This is a genomic window from Mucilaginibacter sp. P5_A6, assembly GCF_056400585.1.
On sequence record NZ_JBFUKZ010000011.1, the window covers coordinates 1 to 17,228 of the forward strand.

Annotated in this window: 14 protein-coding genes; 11 read left to right on the forward strand and 3 right to left on the reverse strand. The window is 39.1% G+C overall.

Annotation, left to right across the window (positions count from 1 at the left end; genetic code table 11):
* Positions 1 to 217, reverse strand: a 217-nt coding sequence (locus AC1DO4_RS13520) for a nucleotide-binding YajQ family protein (RefSeq protein WP_477416610.1), incomplete at its 3' end; no start/stop codon positions are given.
* A 190-nt stretch (positions 218 to 407) separates the two neighbouring features.
* On the opposite strand from AC1DO4_RS13520, the gene ppk1 reads away from it, so the two are divergent.
* From ppk1 to AC1DO4_RS13555, 7 genes are all read left to right on the forward strand, one after another.
* Positions 408 to 2,459, forward strand: coding sequence for a polyphosphate kinase 1 (gene ppk1, locus AC1DO4_RS13525; RefSeq protein WP_477416612.1), 2,052 nt, complete (start codon positions 408 to 410; stop codon positions 2,457 to 2,459).
* Positions 2,456 to 3,334, forward strand: a complete 879-nt coding sequence (locus AC1DO4_RS13530) for a Ppx/GppA phosphatase family protein (RefSeq protein ID WP_477416614.1) — start codon at positions 2,456 to 2,458, stop codon at positions 3,332 to 3,334. The genes ppk1 and AC1DO4_RS13530 overlap by 4 nt, the downstream gene beginning before the upstream one ends.
* A 177-nt stretch (positions 3,335 to 3,511) precedes the next feature.
* Complete coding sequence (locus tag AC1DO4_RS13535; RefSeq protein WP_477416616.1) at positions 3,512 to 4,075, forward strand: UbiX family flavin prenyltransferase; 564 nt, start codon at positions 3,512 to 3,514, stop codon at positions 4,073 to 4,075.
* 98 nt (positions 4,076 to 4,173) lie between these two features.
* On the forward strand, positions 4,174 to 5,493 hold the full coding sequence (mtaB, locus tag AC1DO4_RS13540) for a tRNA (N(6)-L-threonylcarbamoyladenosine(37)-C(2))-methylthiotransferase MtaB (RefSeq protein WP_477416619.1): 1,320 nt from the start codon (positions 4,174 to 4,176) through the stop codon (positions 5,491 to 5,493).
* Between the two features lie 28 nt (positions 5,494 to 5,521).
* Positions 5,522 to 6,688 carry a prolipoprotein diacylglyceryl transferase gene (locus tag AC1DO4_RS13545; protein WP_477416621.1) on the forward strand — a complete coding sequence of 389 codons (1,167 nt, stop codon included), beginning with the start codon at positions 5,522 to 5,524 and terminating at the stop codon, positions 6,686 to 6,688.
* A complete protein-coding gene (locus AC1DO4_RS13550) occupies positions 6,681 to 7,166 on the forward strand; it encodes a GtrA family protein (RefSeq protein ID WP_477416623.1) in 486 nt (161 codons plus the stop codon). Before AC1DO4_RS13545 ends, AC1DO4_RS13550 begins: the two co-directional genes overlap by 8 nt.
* A complete protein-coding gene (locus tag AC1DO4_RS13555; RefSeq protein WP_477416625.1) occupies positions 7,132 to 7,923 on the forward strand; it encodes an inositol monophosphatase family protein in 792 nt (263 codons plus the stop codon). The genes AC1DO4_RS13550 and AC1DO4_RS13555 overlap by 35 nt, the downstream gene beginning before the upstream one ends.
* Before the next feature lie 242 nt (positions 7,924 to 8,165).
* Here AC1DO4_RS13555 and AC1DO4_RS13560 read toward each other — a convergent pair whose 3' ends face one another.
* Together AC1DO4_RS13560 and purB are read right to left on the reverse strand one after the other, a co-directional pair.
* Positions 8,166 to 8,717 carry a NifU family protein gene (locus AC1DO4_RS13560; RefSeq protein WP_477416627.1) on the reverse strand — a complete coding sequence of 184 codons (552 nt, stop codon included), beginning with the start codon at positions 8,715 to 8,717 and terminating at the stop codon, positions 8,166 to 8,168.
* Between the two features lie 174 nt (positions 8,718 to 8,891).
* Positions 8,892 to 10,238, reverse strand: coding sequence for an adenylosuccinate lyase (gene purB / locus AC1DO4_RS13565; protein ID WP_477416629.1), 1,347 nt, complete (start codon positions 10,236 to 10,238; stop codon positions 8,892 to 8,894).
* Positions 10,239 to 10,527: 289 nt separating this feature from the next.
* Between purB and AC1DO4_RS13570 the strand changes: the two genes are divergently transcribed.
* The 4 genes from AC1DO4_RS13570 (at position 10,528) to AC1DO4_RS13585 (ending at position 17,181) form a co-directional block, all read left to right on the forward strand.
* Positions 10,528 to 11,139: a TetR/AcrR family transcriptional regulator gene (locus AC1DO4_RS13570; protein ID WP_477416631.1), complete on the forward strand. Its 612-nt coding sequence runs from the start codon at positions 10,528 to 10,530 to the stop codon at positions 11,137 to 11,139.
* Between the two features lie 92 nt (positions 11,140 to 11,231).
* Entirely contained in the window at positions 11,232 to 12,581 is a 1,350-nt protein-coding gene (locus AC1DO4_RS13575; protein WP_477416633.1) for a TolC family protein, read from the forward strand.
* A 32-nt stretch (positions 12,582 to 12,613) separates the two neighbouring features.
* On the forward strand, positions 12,614 to 13,720 hold the full coding sequence (locus AC1DO4_RS13580) for an efflux RND transporter periplasmic adaptor subunit (RefSeq protein ID WP_477416635.1): 1,107 nt from the start codon (positions 12,614 to 12,616) through the stop codon (positions 13,718 to 13,720).
* Positions 13,721 to 13,746: 26 nt separating this feature from the next.
* Entirely contained in the window at positions 13,747 to 17,181 is a 3,435-nt protein-coding gene (locus AC1DO4_RS13585) for an efflux RND transporter permease subunit (protein WP_477416637.1), read from the forward strand.
* The last annotated feature ends 47 nt before the right edge of the window (positions 17,182 to 17,228 follow it).

Here is a 17,228-nt window from a genome sequence, read left to right on the forward strand (position 1 = left end):
GCTGCTTTACCATGCGGCCTATAATAGAATCCTGGATGGCTTTAAGGCGCATATCGTTCTCGGTAACAATAGTTATCTCGTTGGTTTTTTTATCCAGGTCGATAGTGCTTTTCGAGTCGTTAAAATCGTAGCGGTTAAGTATTTCTTTTTTGGCAGTATTGATAGCGTTATCAAGTGTTTGGCCGTCTATCTTGCTTACTATATCAAATGTTGGCATAAGTAAATTGGTTTATAAATGTTTACAAAACTAATGTATTGTAAACGTTTACACAGGATGTTAAATTAATTTGTTTACATAAAGTAAGTAAATAATAATCAATAAAAACATGTTAAATGCTGATGAGTTAATATTAAGTTAACAAATAAATAAGCAGTTTTGTAAATGTGGCCCGCGGGCACTAAATTTTATGGATAAACAGGCACCATTAATTAACAGGGAAATAAGCTGGTTATATTTTAACGACAGAGTTTTGCAGGAAGCTGCCGATCCAACCGTTCCATTAATTGAGCGTGTAAGGTTTTTAGCCATATTTTCATCCAACCTGGATGAGTTTTACCGGGTAAGGGTAGCCACCATGAGCCGCCTTGCTGCTTTAAACGAAAAATCAAAGGAACTTTTAGGTTTCAACCCTAAAAAACTCCTCAATCAGATAAAAAATATCGTTGTAAAGCAGGAACGAAAGTTCAATAACCTGTATGAGAATATTATAGTAAAACAGCTTGCCGAGGAAAAGATATTTATCCTGAATGATAAACAACTGAACGTATCCAGGGGGAGCTTTGTTAAAAACTATTTCAGGGAAAAATTGCTGGCTACGCTGGTGCCCATTATGCTTGATGATGGTATGCCGCTGCCCGAATTACGCGACAGGGCTATTTACTTTTTTGTGAAGCTCACCAAAAATAAAAAGGTGAGATTCGCGCTTATCGAGTTTCCGGATACGCTATCGAGATTTGTGGTACTGCCCGAAACCAATAACCTTAAGTTTATTATCCTGCTGGATGATATCATCAGGTATAGTTTGGATGATATATTTTTCATTTTTGATCATGATAGTATAGAAGCTTATTCTTTGCAGCTTACCCGTGATGCAGAACTTGACCTGGATAAGGAAGTAAGCGGGAAATTCATTGATGCACTATCCAAAAGCCTGCAAAAACGCAAGAAAGGCACACCTATGCGTTTGCTTTATGATACCGAAATGCCGATGGATATGTTAAAATACCTGGTGACTAAAATGGGGCTCCATGGCGAAAGCCTCATTCCCGGTAACAGGTATCATAACTTTAAAAATTTTATATCATTTCCAAATGTAGGCTCGCCCGAACTGGAGTTTGTTAAATATCCTGCTCTGCCTGCCGAAGATCTTTCTTTTGGCAAAAGTCTCATCGGGCTAATCGCTAAAAAGGATTATATGATAAGCACGCCTTATCAGTCTTATGATTACATCATTCACTTTTTACGCGAGGCAGCTATTGATCCTAAGGTTAAAGAAATCAGTATAGCGGTTTACCGCCTGGCCGAGAATTCAAGGATCGTACATGCATTGGTAAATGCGGCCAAAAATGGTAAGAAAGTAAACTGCCTGGTTGAACTTCGCGCAAGATTTGATGAGCAGAACAATATATTCTGGAGTAACAGGCTGGAAGAAGAGGGCGTAAATGTACTTTATGGCGTACCGGGCTATAAAGTGCACTCCAAAATATGCCTGGTTACCCGTTTAGAGAAGCAAAAGCTGGTAAATTATGCTTGTTTATCAACCGGGAATTTTAATGAAAAAACAGCCAGGATCTATGCTGACCATACTCTTTTTACAGCCGATAAAAAGATAACTGATGATCTTGCCGAAGTGTTTAAAGCGCTGAAAAGAAATGTGCTGCCCAAGGGACTGAAAACGCTGATAGTATCGCCTGTTGATTCAAGGCCGGCTATTTACAAGCTGGTAGAAAACGAAATAAAGAATGCTAAGGCCGGCAAAAAGGCTTATATGATATTAAAAATGAACAGCCTTGCTGATGAAGCGCTCATTAATAAACTATAYCAGGCCAGCAATGCCGGTGTTAAAATCAAGATGATCATTCGTGGCATGTGTTGCCTTGTTCCTGGTGTAAAAGGGTATAGCGAAAATATAGAGGTGATAAGCATTGTAGATAAATACCTTGAACATGCCCGTGTACATATCTATTGTAACGGTGGTAACGAGTTGATCTACCTTACATCGGCCGATTTTATGACCCGTAATATTGATAACAGGGTGGAGGTTGGCTTCCCAATCCTCGACGAGCAATTGCGGAAGGAAGTGAAGGATATCATCAATATACAACTGCATGATAATACCAAGGCCCGCGAAATAAACGGCGCCAACAGCAATAAATACCATAAAACTAATTCGGCCGATTCACATCGCGCCCAGATAGAGATATACAATTACCTAAAAACTAAAAACAAACCAAATTGAGATACGCAGCTATAGATATTGGCTCCAACGCAGTAAGGCTGCTTATTGCCGATATTATTGAAAACCATGGTTCTTATTCCTTCAAAAAAAACACACTTATAAGGGTACCATTGCGCCTGGGCGATGATGCTTTTATTCAACAACACATCTCCGACAAAAAAGCCGGCGACCTGGTAAAATCAATGAGTGCATTCCGTAACCTTATGGATGTGTATAAAGTGACAGATTACCTGGCTTATGCTACATCGGCTATGCGCGAAGCAAAAAACGGCGAAGAAGTAGTTAAGCTGATAAAACAGGAAGCCAACATTGATTTAGAGATCATTCACGGTTCAAAAGAAGCTAAAGTAATATATGCCAGCCATGCCGAACAAACCATAGATAAAAGCAAAAGCTATTTATATATTGATGTAGGTGGCGGCAGTACCGAGCTTTCACTTTTTTCGGCGGGGGATTTGATGGCTTCCAAATCATTTAATATTGGTACCATCAGGATACTGGATAACCAGGATAGCGAAGAAACCTGGACCGAGATGAAAGATTTCATCAGGGAGCATACCCGGGGATATAAACAATTATTAGGAATAGGCACCGGCGGCAACATCAATAAATTACACCGGCTGGCCGAAGAGGGCGATGATACGCCAATRGCTTTTGGTAAGCTAAAATCCTTGTACACATATCTTAATTCGTTTTCGCTGAAAGATCGTATAAATGTGCTGGGTTTAAATCAGGATAGGGCCGATGTAATCATTCCTGCCTGCGAAATTTATATGACTGTAATGAAAAACGCGGGTATAAAACAGATTTATGTACCCCGTGTAGGTATGGTTGATGGTATAAYTCAAAGCTTAATAGATAAGAATTTATCTTAACAATTTATTCATGTAAAAATATTTTTACAAATTTGTTTTATAATATAAAAAGTGTTAGTATATTTGTGATGCCCTCTCAAGGGCATGTTTTTCATAGGTAGATGTAGGGTCGGGTACAAGTTATTCGACCCTTTTTTGTGCCCGTAACTTTTTACCTGCTTGGGTTGTTGTTGAATCATGAAGAAGAAGATTGTAGTTGCTATTACGGGTGCCAGCGGCGCTATTTATGCCGATTTGTTATTAAAAAAGTTAATCCAGTTAAGTGCCCAGGTGCAGGAAGTAGCCGTTGTGATGTCGGACAATGCGAAGGATGTTTGGCGTTTTGAGCTCGATAACGAGGATTACAATAAGTATGCCTATAAATTTTACGCCAAAAACGATTTTATGGCGCCTTTTGCATCAGGATCGGCTAAGTTTGATACTATGGTTGTTGTTCCCTGTTCTATGGGTACCCTCGGCAGGATAGCAGGAGGCATCTCCGATGATCTGATAAGTCGTGCTGCCGATGTGATCCTCAAAGAACGCCGTAAACTCATCCTCGTGGCCCGCGATACGCCTTTAAACCTTATCCATATCCGCAATATGGCCACTGTTACCGAAGCAGGCGGTATTATTTGCCCGGCCATTCCATCATACTACAGCAAACCACAAACCATTGAAGAGCTGGCTATGACGGTTGTGAACCGGGTAATTGATTTGATAGGGCTGGAGAACGAGAGTTATGAGTGGAATGGCATTTGATTTTTCCGGATTTAGGACATTCGATTTCGGATTTTACTATAACGTGATAACCCATATCAAAACTATTTCTTAAAATTCCTTATCTTTGCGCCCTTGCAATGAATAAAAAAGTCGCTTTTTATACGCTTGGTTGTAAACTGAATTACTCAGAAACTTCATCTATCGGCAGGCTGTTTAGCCAGGCCGGTTATGATACTGTTGAGTTTTCCAATACGCCTGATGTTTTTGTGATCAACACCTGTTCGGTTACCGAAAATGCGGATAAAAAGTGTAAAAAAATAGTTAAGGAAGCGCTTAAGATTTCCCCAAATGCTTACGTAACCATAGTTGGTTGCTACGCCCAGCTAAAGCCGCAGGAAATTGCCGAAATACCCGGTGTTGATATGGTGCTTGGCGCTGCCGAAAAATTCCAGATCATTGATCATATTACCGATCTTACCAAAAAGCCTAAAGCGGTTGTTTATAACCAGCCCGTAAGTGAGGCTAACCAGTTTGTRCCGGCTTACTCTTTTGGCGATCGTACCCGTACATTCCTGAAAGTTCAGGATGGCTGCGATTATTCATGTACCTTTTGTACCATCCCTTTAGCACGTGGTGCCAGCAGGAGCGATACTATCGAAAACGTAATTAAGCAGGCAAAGGAAATAAGTGCTTCGGGAGTTAAGGAAATAGTATTGACAGGTGTTAATTTGGGCGACTTTGGGATACGCAACGGTCATCGGGAGGATAAGTTTTTCGACCTGGTAAAAGCACTGGATGAAGTTGAAGGGATCGACCGTATCAGGATCTCATCCATCGAACCAAACCTGCTTACCGACGAAATTATTGCTTTTGTTGCTGCTTCAAAACGTTTTGTACCTCATTTTCATATCCCATTGCAATCAGGCTCCGATAAAATATTGGGTTTGATGCGCCGCCGCTACAAACGCGATTTGTATGTGAACCGGGTGGCCAAAATAAAAGAGCTGATGCCAAATTGCTGCATTGGCGTTGATGTTATTGTTGGTTTCCCCGGCGAAACCAGGGAAGATTTTATCGATACTTATAATTTTTTAAACGACCTTAACGTTTCATACCTGCACGTATTTACATACTCCGAAAGGGAAAACACGCTGGCCAGTGAAATGAAAGGGGTAGTACCCGGTTCAACACGTGCCGACAGGAGTAAAATGCTGCATATTTTATCAGATAAAAAACGCAGGGCTTTTTACGAAACACAGCTGAATAAAAACGAAGAAGTTTTGTTTGAGGGTGATATCAAAGAAGGCTATATGCATGGGTTTACCCGCAACTACGTAAAGGTAAAAGCTAAGTACGACCCTATACTGGTAAATGAATTAAAAACAGTTTACTTAACAAACATTTCACCTGATGGTGATGTCGAAATAACAGAAGGCGAAGAAATATTAATTCATTAAATATTATCTTCGCTTCAAAATATAACCTATGTTTCCTACCATAACGTCGCTTCTTCAATACCTTTTCGGCTTCAATTTACCATTACCTATACAAACCTTTGGTTTTTTTGTGGCGATAGCATTTATGGCGGCTTATTGGGCTTTCACTAAGGAGTTTAACAGGAAAGAAAAAATTGGTGTTATACATAGCTTTAAAAAGAAAGTGACGATAGGTCAGCCAGCCACAGTTAATGAGCTGTTGGGCAACGGGATATTTGGCTTTATTTTAGGTTATAAAATTGTTGATGCGGTATTAAACTATCACTTGCTTTTAGATAATCCGCAGGAATTCCTTTTATCTACACGCGGTAACTGGATAGGCGGCATAATAGGTGCTGCTGCTTTTGCCTATTGGGCATACTATGAAAGTGATAAACAAAAACTCCCTCAGCCCAAAACAGAAGAAGTAGCAGCACATCCCCATGAATTAATGGGTAGTATTTTACTTTGGGCCGCTGTGTTTGGTTTTGCCGGTGCTAAATTATTTAACGCGCTTGAAAACTGGGGCGATTTTATGAAGGACCCGGTTGGTATGCTAATTGGGTTTAGCGGACTAACTTTTTACGGTGGTTTGATTTGTGGCGGTGCCGCGGTACTTTATATAGCCCATAAGCATGGTATTAAACCATTAGATATGCTGGATATTGGTGGTCCGGGTATGATGTTAGCTTATGCCGTGGGGCGCGTAGGCTGCCAGATGTCTGGTGATGGCGATTGGGGCATTGTTAATCTTGCACCAAAGCCACAATGGTTAAGCTGGGCGCCAAATTGGACGTGGTCATTTAAATTTCCGCATAATGTTAATGATGAGGGTGTAGCAATGGCCAATTGCGTTGGTAAGTTTTGTCATGAATTGCAATACCCTGTATATCCCACCTCATTTTACGAATGTGTGATTTGCCTGTTGTTATTTGCGTTTTTGTGGAGCATACGCAATCGCATAAAAAAATCGGGCGTGTTATTTGGTATCTACATGATATTGGCCGGCGTTGAACGCTTTTTTATTGAATTGATACGTGTAAATACCAAATACCATGTAGCAGGCATCCCTTTTACGCAGGCCGAAATGATTTCATTAATTATGGTGATTGGCGGCGCTGCTTTAATTATAAACGGATTAAAAAACAAAAAAACAGCTTCTTTGCAGCATGGCTAATACAAAGCAGGTATATCGGCTTTTAGACAACCAGGTGTTCAGGTTTGTACTTTCGGCTGGTGCAGGTTTTTTGGTTGATGTATCTGCATTCTATCTTTTTTATCATAATTTATTGGTTCGGCATACATATCCTATAGGTTCTATTACGATACGTAATTCCACATTGTCATTAGCTATATCATTTGGGTTGGGAGTGATCGTGAACTTTTTAGTTACCCGCTACCTGGTTTTTACAGAGTCAAAACTATCGGCTTATAAACAGTTTTCCCGCTTTGCAGCAGTAGCCTGTATCGGTTTCTTTGCAAATTTAGGGGTCATTAAAATATTGATCCAGGATTTTGGCATCTATCCTCCAATAGCACGTATTGGTGCCGCTTTAAGCTTGTTTTTTGCAAGCTTTTTTATCCACAAGGTATTTTCATTTAGCTTATCATTAAGGCACCATGGCACTCACAAACATAGCGAACCAAGTAATTGAAGTTGCCAAACAGGCGGGCGATTTTATAAGGCAGGAACGTAAAACCTTCGATGCCGATAAAATTGAATATAAGGGCCTCAACGATATGGTATCATACGTTGATAAAACAGCCGAACGAATAATTGTTGAAGGTTTACGGAAGATTTTGCCCGAATCTGGCTTTATTACTGAAGAAAAAACCACAACCATTGTTGGCGAACGTTATAACTGGATAATTGATCCGTTGGATGGAACCACCAATTTTATACATGGATTACCCACGTTTTCGGTAAGTATAGCTTTAAAGGAATATGACGAATTGGTGTTAGGGGTAGTATATGAAATAAACCAGGATGAGTGCTTTTATGCCTGGAAAGATGCCCCCGCTTATTTAAATGGCAAAGAGATTAGCGTAAGTAAAAACTCAACTATCGGTACCAGTTTATTGGCAACCGGCTTCCCTTACTATGATTTTACTAAACAGGCTGCTTATATTGAATTATTTGCCGAGCTCATGAAAAGCAGCCATGGATTACGACGCATAGGCTCGGCAGCTGTCGACCTGGCCTACACCGCCTGCGGTAGGTTTGATGCTTTTTACGAATATAATTTGAATGCCTGGGATGTGGCCGCGGGTATAGTAATTGTAAAACAAGCAGGTGGCGAAGTAGTAAATTTTAAAGGAGGAAGCGAAGTGCTGGAGACAAGGGAATTATTGGCAACAAACGGAAAGATAACAGGGGAGATGCTGAAGGCGATTCAAAAGTACTTTAAGTAAACACGAATTTCATACACACGAATTTCACGAATTGGATCGAATTTCACTAATCGTGGCGGAGTTGACGAACTGGCATATAGTAAAGAATAAGGCCCAAATCTGAATAAAATTTAGATTTGGGCTTCCTTATTTAAACACTTATCAGATTAGCAATCAATCAAAAACTCGATCAAATCGCCAAATTTTAATTTTCAAAAAATTAGGTGAAATTCGATTCAATTAGTGCAATTCGTGTGTATATTTTATAATGCTTCTGATACCACTTCGGTAACTTCGGGCACCATTCGTTTAAGCAGATTTTCGATACCAGCTTTAAGTGTTATGGTTGATGACGGGCAACCACTGCATGAGCCACGCAGCTCAACAGTTACCACTCCTTCGTTAAATGAACGGTAAGAAATAGCACCGCCATCCTGCTCAACAGCCGGGCGAACGTAATCATGTAAGATCTGCTGGATTTTAACTTCTGTTTCAGAGCCTTCAAAATTTGTTTCTTCGGATTGCTCGTCTAACTGTATCTTAAGTTCCGATTCAACCGCACCCTTTACAAACTCCTTCATTATCGGTTCAACATCTGCCCAGTCGCTACCATCAGTTTTGGTAATGGTAACAAAGTTACTTGCAAAGAAAACACCATTTACAAAAGAAAATTTATACAACTCCTTAGCAAAAGGTGATTTATCGGCACTTTCTTTTGTAGCAAAATCGGCACTGCCATTAATTAGCAACTTGTTCACAATGAACTTCATAGTTGCCGGGTTTGGCGTTGATTCGGTATATACGTTGATATTCATCGAAAATTCTATTTAGATTAATTAAACAAATTTAATCACCTTTTTGATTTAAATACAATACTAAAATTGTTATGACGGGCAGATGATTATTTAAAAATTTGAGAATTTGAAGATTTGAAAATTAAGTCGTTGCTATCATTTTCAAATTCTCAAATCTTCAAATTCTCAAATTGGTTAAATTCCCGTATAATTCAGCGGCGTAATTTGTTTTAACTCATTTTTAACACTATCGCTCACATTCAATCCATCCACAAACTCCGATATTGTTCGAGCATTTATCTGCTGGTTGGTACGGGTAAGATCTTTCAGTGCCTCGTAAGGATTTGGATAACCTTCGCGCCTTAATATGGTTTGGATAGCTTCGGCAACTACCGGCCAGTTGGCTTCCAGGTCGGCAGTGATGGCGTCCTGGTTAAGTAATAGTTTATTCAAACCTTTAACGCTCGATTTGATAGCGATAAGGGTATGTGCTACCGGTACGCCTATATTGCGCAATACTGTCGAATCAGTTAAATCGCGCTGTAATCTCGATATTGGCAGCTTGGCAGCCAGGTGTTCAAACAGCGCATTTGCAATACCCAGGTTACCTTCCGAGTTCTCAAAATCAATAGGGTTAACTTTGTGTGGCATGGCCGACGAACCGATTTCGCCTGCTTTTATCTTTTGCTTAAAATAGTTCATTGATATGTAGGTCCACATATCACGGTCCAGATCAATCAGGATGTTGTTGATCCTTTTTAAAGCATCACACTGGGCGGCAAAATTATCGTAATGCTCAATTTGCGTAGTAAATTGTGAGCGGCTTAAACCCAAAATATTGTTCACGAAATGATTTCCAAAAGCTTTCCAGTCTATACCCGGATAAGCAATATGGTGGGCGTTAAAGTTGCCGGTAGCCCCGCCAAATTTGGCCGAATATTTAACGGCTTTCAAAATTTCAAGCTGTCCTTCCAGGCGTTCAATAAAAACTTCAATTTCTTTGCCCAGGCGTGTTGGCGAGGCCGGTTGCCCGTGCGTATGCGCCAGTAACGGAACATCTTTCCAATCGGCCGCATAACCTTTTAATGTATCAACTAATTGACTGATAGCAGGGTAGTAGCTGTTGTTTATTGCAAGTTTAAAAGTATAAGGAATGGCTGTATTGTTTATATCCTGCGAGGTTAATCCAAAGTGGATAAACTCTTTAAATGCATCCAGTCCACCTATTTTATCAAACTCTTTTTTGATAAAATACTCCACAGCTTTAACATCATGGTTAGTAATCTTCTCAATCTCTTTTATGCTCTCAGCATCCGCCTCGGTGAAATTTCTGTAAATGTCGCGTAACTTTTCTGATAGACTGGCAYCAAACTGTTGTAACTGAGGCAATGGATATTTAACCAATGCGATAAAATATTCTATCTCAACAAATACACGGTACTTGATCAGGGCATATTCAGAAAAGTAGTTGGCAAGTTCAGCAGTGGTGTTTCTATAGCGGCCATCAATTGGTGAAATTGCTGAAAGTGGAGTAAGGGTCATATAAAAAATAATTTTTGCAAAGATAGGAATTTAGATGTGCAGATATGCAGATGACAGATATGCAGATTTCAAATGTGCAGATGAGAGATTTTCGATATGCAAATTAATTGAGATCAGATGTCCAATTTTCAGATGATCAATGGTTATTTTAAAAAATCAAATTATATGACCTAATATGCACATCTGGAATTTGAAATCTGCACATCCGATGCTTTTGTCTTAAAAATGTAATTTCCGATGGAAACTTTGAAATCAAAAAATGTTTCCTTAGTTTTGACTCAGAAAGTCAATGAGTCAAAAAGAAAGAATAATTGAGGAAGGCGAAGAGCTGTTTTTAAAGGCAGGCATCAAAAGCGTCACTATGGATGATATAGCCAAACATCTGGGTATGTCGAAAAAAACCATATACCAGTTTTTTAAGGATAAAAACGAATTGGTAACAGCACTGGTAAAAAAGAAGCTGAAAGAGGATGAGGAGCAAATGATTGAGTTCATCAATAAATCGTCTAATGTAATAGAAGAGATGATCAACATGACTAAATGCTCGGAGGATATGTTTTCGCGCATCAACCCAATAGTTATCCATGATATGCAAAAGTATCATCCTGATGCCTGGAAGGTTTTTCAACAGTTTAAAAATGAGGTTTTGATTAGTACACTGGAGGAATTATTAACAAAAGGTATTAAACAGGGTTACATAAGGCCCGAAATTGACGTAAAGATAGTTGCCCGCATGAGGGTAAACACCGTGGAACTTGGATTCAACACAACCATTTTCCCGATAGCGGAATTTAATACGTGGAAGGTACAAGTACAGTTTTTAGATCATTTTAATTATGGCATTTGCACACTAAAGGGTTACAAGCTTTTAAATCAGTATAAAAATATAAAAGAAGAATAAAACACTGCTGACATAAGGTTGTCATTGACTACGGGGATATTTGAATTGTAAGCAGCTAATTAATGAAAAATCACCAACAACTATATTATACAATGAAATATTTACTTTTTACGGCAACATTTTTTTGTGCCATGGCTTTAAAAAGCTATGCCCAGGAAACGCCACCTAATAACCAAACTTTTAATTTTAGTGTACAGGAGTGCGTTAATTATGCTTATGAACACCAGGATTCGGTTGTGAATGCAGGATTGGATGTTAAAAGTGCTATTTTTAAAGTTAAAGAAACAACAGGGATTGGTTTACCACAAATTAGCGGAACAGCATCGTTTCAGGACTATTTAAAAATACCTACCACTTTATTGCCCGGGCAGTTTTTTGGAGCGCCTGCTGGTACTTTTATTCCGGTGCAGTTTGGCGTAAAATATCAATCGAGCTTAGGATTAACTGCCGACCAAATATTATTTGACGGTAGTTACCTTGTAGGACTAAAAGCATCTAAAACCTATCGCGAACTTTCTGAACGAAATTATAAGCGTTCAAAGATTGAAGCCAATGTAAGCGTTACCAAAGCATATTACCAGGTTTTGGTAAGTAACGAGCAACTTCGACTCTTAGATGCAAACATTAAGCAATTAAAACAGCAGTTAGATGAAACTGTAGCAGGGAATAAACAAGGCACGGTTGAAAAGATTGATGTTGACCGTATAACTGTTCAATACAATAACCTGGTTACGAACCGGGAAAATACTATCCGTTTATTGGCCTTAAATTATCAGTTATTAAAATTTCAGATGGGTATGCCAATTGAAAATCCACTTACGCTTAAAGATAAACTCGAAGATGTTAAACTGGAAGTTGCACCTGACCTTGCTGTCGATACTTCGTTTTATCATAACAGGATTGAATACAATTTGGCCGAAACATCACTCGGCTTAAAACGACTTGACCTTAAGCGTCAGCAATCACAATACTTGCCAACACTTAAAGCTAATATGAGTTATACATCATCATATCAAAATAATAGCTTTAGTAATTTATATAAAACCAACTTTCCATCAAGCTATGTGGGGCTTACATTGAATGTTCCGATATTTAATGGTTGGCAGCGTCTTAACCAGGTTAAGCAATCCAAAATTGCTGTAATAAAATCGCAAAACGATTTAGAAAATGCAAAAAACGGATTAAAGTTACAGGCCAACAAAGCCAACATTACTTTTGTTAATGGATTGCAAACTCTTCAAACCCAAAAAAATAACCAGGTACTTGCTCAGGAAGTTTTAAGAGTAGCAAAAATTAAATACCAACAGGGGGTAGGGTCAAGCATTGAAGTTACGCAAGCCCAAACTGCACTTGATGATGCTGATAACAAATATATACAAGGGCTTTACGATGCTCTTGTAAGTAAAGTTGATCTTGATAAAGCTTACGGACGAATTCAATAAAACAAAAACTAAACTCACTATAAAATAACGACATGAAAAAAATATTATACATACCGGTTTTGGTTCTTCTGGCAGCAGCTTGCACAAATAAACCAAAAGATAAGAAAACGGAGCTTGCTGACCTCAAAAAGCAACAGGCCGACTTAAATGCACAGATCACTAAGTTACAAGCTGAAGTTGGGTCAACAGATTCGGCTAAAACTACGGATGTAAGTACTTTGGTTTTAAAACCAGCTACCTTTACCAATTACGTACAGGTGCAAGGTAAAATTGATGCACAGGATAACGTAGTTGCTTATCCTCAGGCATCTGCTATCATTACAGGTTTATATGTAAAACCTGGCGATCACGTAAGTAAGGGCCAGACTTTGGCACAATTAGATAACAGTGTTTTACAACAAAGCATAGCGCAAAACGAAGCGCAGGTTAGTTTAAATGAAACATTATATAATCGTCAAAAAAACCTGTGGGATCAAAAAATTGGCACCGAGGTTCAGTTCTTGCAGGCTCAAACAACGTTGCAAAGCAGTAAAAAAGCWTTAGCAGGTTTACGCCGACAAGCCAGCCAGTACCGTATAGTTTCACCAATAAGCGGCACTGTTGATCAGATGGACCTTAAACTTGGCCAGGCTGCTTCACCGGGCCAAGCTGGTATCCGAATTGTTAATGCCGATGTTTTAAAAGTTAAGGCCGATGTACCCGAATCATATTCGGGCAGCGTAAATACAGGTAACGAGGTGAAAATTTTAGTACCAGATGCAAAGGATTCATTGATTACCAAAGTAACATTTGCAGCCAAGGTAATTGACCCAACATCCCGTAGCTTTGCTGTAGAAATTAAACTACCGGTACGTAAAACTTTACGCCCCAACATGACGGCCATTATACAAATAGCCAACTATAATAAATCAAATACTATTGTAGTGCCTGTAAAAGCCATTTTAAAGTCAGAAGACGGTGATTATGTTTTACTCAATGAAAAAGGAACAGCAAAAAAGGTAAATGTAAAGTCCGGCACTACATATGCTGGAAAAACAGAAGTATTATCAGGTTTGAAGGTTGGGGATCAGTTGATTACCGAAGGAGCTACCGATATTGAAGATGGCGATAAGGTTAAAGTCTTACCAAGTGCTAATTAATTTATTAAACACTTAATCTTTTAATTATGAAAGATCTGAATAAAGAATTTGGGCCCTCAAGCTGGGCCATCGATAATAAAACCGCCGTTTACGTGCTCATATTTTTGATTACGGTTTTGGGGTTAATTAGTTATAATACTTTACCGAAAGAAAATTTTCCGGATATAGCGCAATCTAAAGTATTTATAAGGACTCCTTTTTTAGGCCAATCTCCCCAAAATGTTGAAAATTTGGTAACCAGGCAAATCGAAAAACAATTAAAGTCGTTAAAAGGATTAAAAAAGGTTACCTCAAATTCGGTACAAAATCTATCTATTATTACTGCCGAATTTCAAGCTGATGTAAAAATACGGGAGGCTAAGCAGGATGTTAAAGAAGCTGTAGATAAAGCTAAGCAGGATCTGCCCCAAAACGACCCCAACTTAAAAGAGTCATCTATAACAGATATTAATGTTGCTGATTTGCCAATTTTGTACATCAATCTTTCGGGCGACTATGACCTGAAAAAGCTGAAAGAATATGCTGATATACTAAAAGATGAGATTGAAAGCTACAAGGAAATTTCGCAGGTAGTTGAGGTAGGTGCGTTAACACCCGAGATACAAATAAACGTTGACATGAATAAAATGACAGCGGCCCAGGTTAGCTTTAGTGATATTACCCAGATGGTAGGTAATGAAAATATCTTATCGTCAGCCGGTAGTATAAAATCTGATGGAGTGCGCCGGAGTATCGATATTAAACAGGATTTTAAAAATGCCGATGAAGTGGCAGCTATGGTTATTCGTAATCCGAAAGGTCAGGCTGTTTATCTTAGAGATATCGCTGATGTTAAAGATTCATTTTTGGAGCAGGAAAGTTATGCTCGTTTAAAAACCCCGGATAACCCTAAGTTTAAAAATGTAATTACCCTAAATGTAAGTAAAAGGTCAGGGGAAAACCTGATCCAGGCATCGGATAAAATAAATGAACTGATTAAACAAAAACAAAAGTCGGTATTTCCGAAAGGCTTAGATATTACGGTAACAGGCGATCAGTCGGACAAAACACGTACTACGCTTAACGATCTTATCAATACCATTGTAATTGGGTTTATACTGGTAACGGTTATCCTGATGTTTTTCATGGGTACAACCAATGCCATATTTGTGGCGCTATCGGTACCATTATCATGCTTTATTGCATTTTTGATAATGCCGGCTATAGGGTTTACATTGAACATGATTGTACTGTTCTCGTTCCTGTTGGCCCTGGGTATTGTTGTGGATGACGCCATTGTGGTTATTGAAAACACGCATCGTATTTTTGATAACGGTAAAGTACCTATCAAGCAAGCTGCAAAAATGGCGGCAGGTGAAGTGTTTTTACCTGTGTTTTCAGGAACAATGACAACTCTTGCTCCGTTTATTCCATTAGCTTTTTGGAACAGTTTGATAGGGCACTTTATGTTCTTTCTGCCTATAACGCTTATTATAACATTGTTAGCCTCATTGGTAGTGGCATATATTATGAACCCGGTCTTCGCGGTTGATTTTATGAAACCACATGTTAAAGGCGAGCACGATAATCCAAGGTTTGATAAAAAAACTACGCGGGCCACACTTATTATGGGTGCATTGGCCATATTAAGCTACGGTATGTTTATAGCCGGTAAATGGACAATGGGTATGGGTAACTTTTTAGCGCTTGCCATTATTTTGTACCTGCTTAACCATTTTGTTTTATTGAGAGTGATAGACAGGTTTCAAAATAATGCATGGCCAAAATTCCAAAAATGGTATGCAAAATGGTTGGAGTGGGCAGTACACAGACCTGCAACTATTCTTGGAGGAACATTTGTATTATTTGTACTTGCTTTAGTTATCAATCACTTTTTAGGCAAAACTCCTGAATTTTTCCCTTCGGGCGACCCTAACTTTGCTTATGTGTATGTTACTATGCCTATCGGTACCGACCAGGCCACTACAAACGAGGTAACAAGAAAGATAGAACAACGTGTAGCGCAGGTAGTTGAGCCGGATAAAGATATTGTATCATCTGTTATATCAAACGTTACTAAAGGTGTTACCGATCCAACTGATGAAGACCAGGGAGATTATCAAAATAAAGGTAAAGTAACAGTTGCTTTTGTTGAATTTGGTAAGCGTAATGGTAAAGATACCAAAGCAGTTTTGAAACGGATCCGCGAAGCTGTTCAGGGCCTTCCGGGAGCTAAAATTGCCGTGGCCCAGGAAAATAGCGGACCGCCGGTGCAAAAAGATATTAGCATTGAGCTGATAGGCGATAACCTTGATTCATTGGTAAAAACCAGCAACCGGTTAAAAAGCTACATTGCCAAACAAAATATTGCTGGTATCGAAAATTTGGTTGCCGATGTCCAAAACGATAAGCCCGAGATTGTTTTTGATATTAATAGGGAAAGAGCAAACCGGGAGGGAATAAGTACTCAAACTATTAATGATGCACTTCAAACAGCTGTTTTTGGTAAACCCGCCGGAAACTTCAGGAATACAAAAGAAGATGATTACAAAATACAGGTAAGAGCCCTTGAAAGCCAGCGCAGTAATATTGATGAGTTGCGTAATATCAAGATCACGTACCGGGATTTGGCTACAGGTGGTTCCATTCGCCAGGTACCTATATCTGCCTTTACTGATGTAAGATATACCAATACCTACAGTAATATTAAACGTAAGCAGCAACGCAGAGTATTAACATTAGGATCAAATGTGATAAAACCTTTCAACGCTAATGATGTAAATGCCAATATTTTAACGGCCATTAATAATTTCAAAAAACCTGATAATATTACGATTAGGCAAGGAGGAGGCCAGGAAGACCAAATGGAAGCAGTTATCTTTTTGGGCGGTGCACTTGCTACATCTTTTGGGCTGATCCTGATCATCTTGATGATCCAGTTTAACTCTATTGGTAAAACGTTCATTATCATTAGCGAGATCTTCTTTAGTATCATTGGGGTGCTCTTGGGGATTAGCGTATTCCACATGACGATGTCTATCGTAATGACGGGTATTGGTATCATAGCACTTGCCGGTGTGGTTGTACGAAACGGGATTTTACTTGTAGAGTTTACCGATATGCTGATAGGGCAGGGCGTAAGTGTACACGATGCTGTTGTTGAAGCCGGGCATACCCGTATGACGCCGGTATTATTAACTGCTACCGCGGCTATATTAGGTTTGATACCGTTGGCAGTAGGTTTTAATATCGACTTTGTAGGTTTATTCACCCACTTTAAACCACACATCCATTTCGGTGGTGATAATGTTGCCTTCTGGGGGCCTTTGGCATGGACAATGATATTCGGTTTAGGTTTTGCGACCATTATTACATTGATCCTGGTACCTTGTATGTACCTTATTCGTTACAACCTTAAGGCAAGACTTTTTGGTAAAAAAGAAAAGAAACATGTAGAAGTATTAGAAGCCGAAACTGTTTAATATAGTAAATTATAAACAACAAAATAGCCACATGCTGAAAAGTATGC

What these genes read in the sequence shown, in the direction of transcription:
- AC1DO4_RS13535 (WP_477416616.1), top strand. Translation starts at nt 3,512, where the DNA reads ATGAAGAAGAAGATTGTAGTTGCTATTACGGGTGCCAGCGGCGCTATT.
- AC1DO4_RS13545 (WP_477416621.1), top strand. Translation starts at nt 5,522, where the DNA reads ATGTTTCCTACCATAACGTCGCTTCTTCAATACCTTTTCGGCTTCAAT.
- AC1DO4_RS13550 (WP_477416623.1), top strand. Translation starts at nt 6,681, where the DNA reads ATGGCTAATACAAAGCAGGTATATCGGCTTTTAGACAACCAGGTGTTC.
- AC1DO4_RS13555 (WP_477416625.1), top strand. Translation starts at nt 7,132, where the DNA reads ATGGCACTCACAAACATAGCGAACCAAGTAATTGAAGTTGCCAAACAG.
- AC1DO4_RS13560 (WP_477416627.1), bottom strand. Translation starts at nt 8,717, where the DNA reads ATGAATATCAACGTATATACCGAATCAACGCCAAACCCGGCAACTATG.
- AC1DO4_RS13570 (WP_477416631.1), top strand. Translation starts at nt 10,528, where the DNA reads ATGAGTCAAAAAGAAAGAATAATTGAGGAAGGCGAAGAGCTGTTTTTA.
- AC1DO4_RS13575 (WP_477416633.1), top strand. Translation starts at nt 11,232, where the DNA reads ATGAAATATTTACTTTTTACGGCAACATTTTTTTGTGCCATGGCTTTA.
- AC1DO4_RS13585 (WP_477416637.1), top strand. Translation starts at nt 13,747, where the DNA reads ATGAAAGATCTGAATAAAGAATTTGGGCCCTCAAGCTGGGCCATCGAT.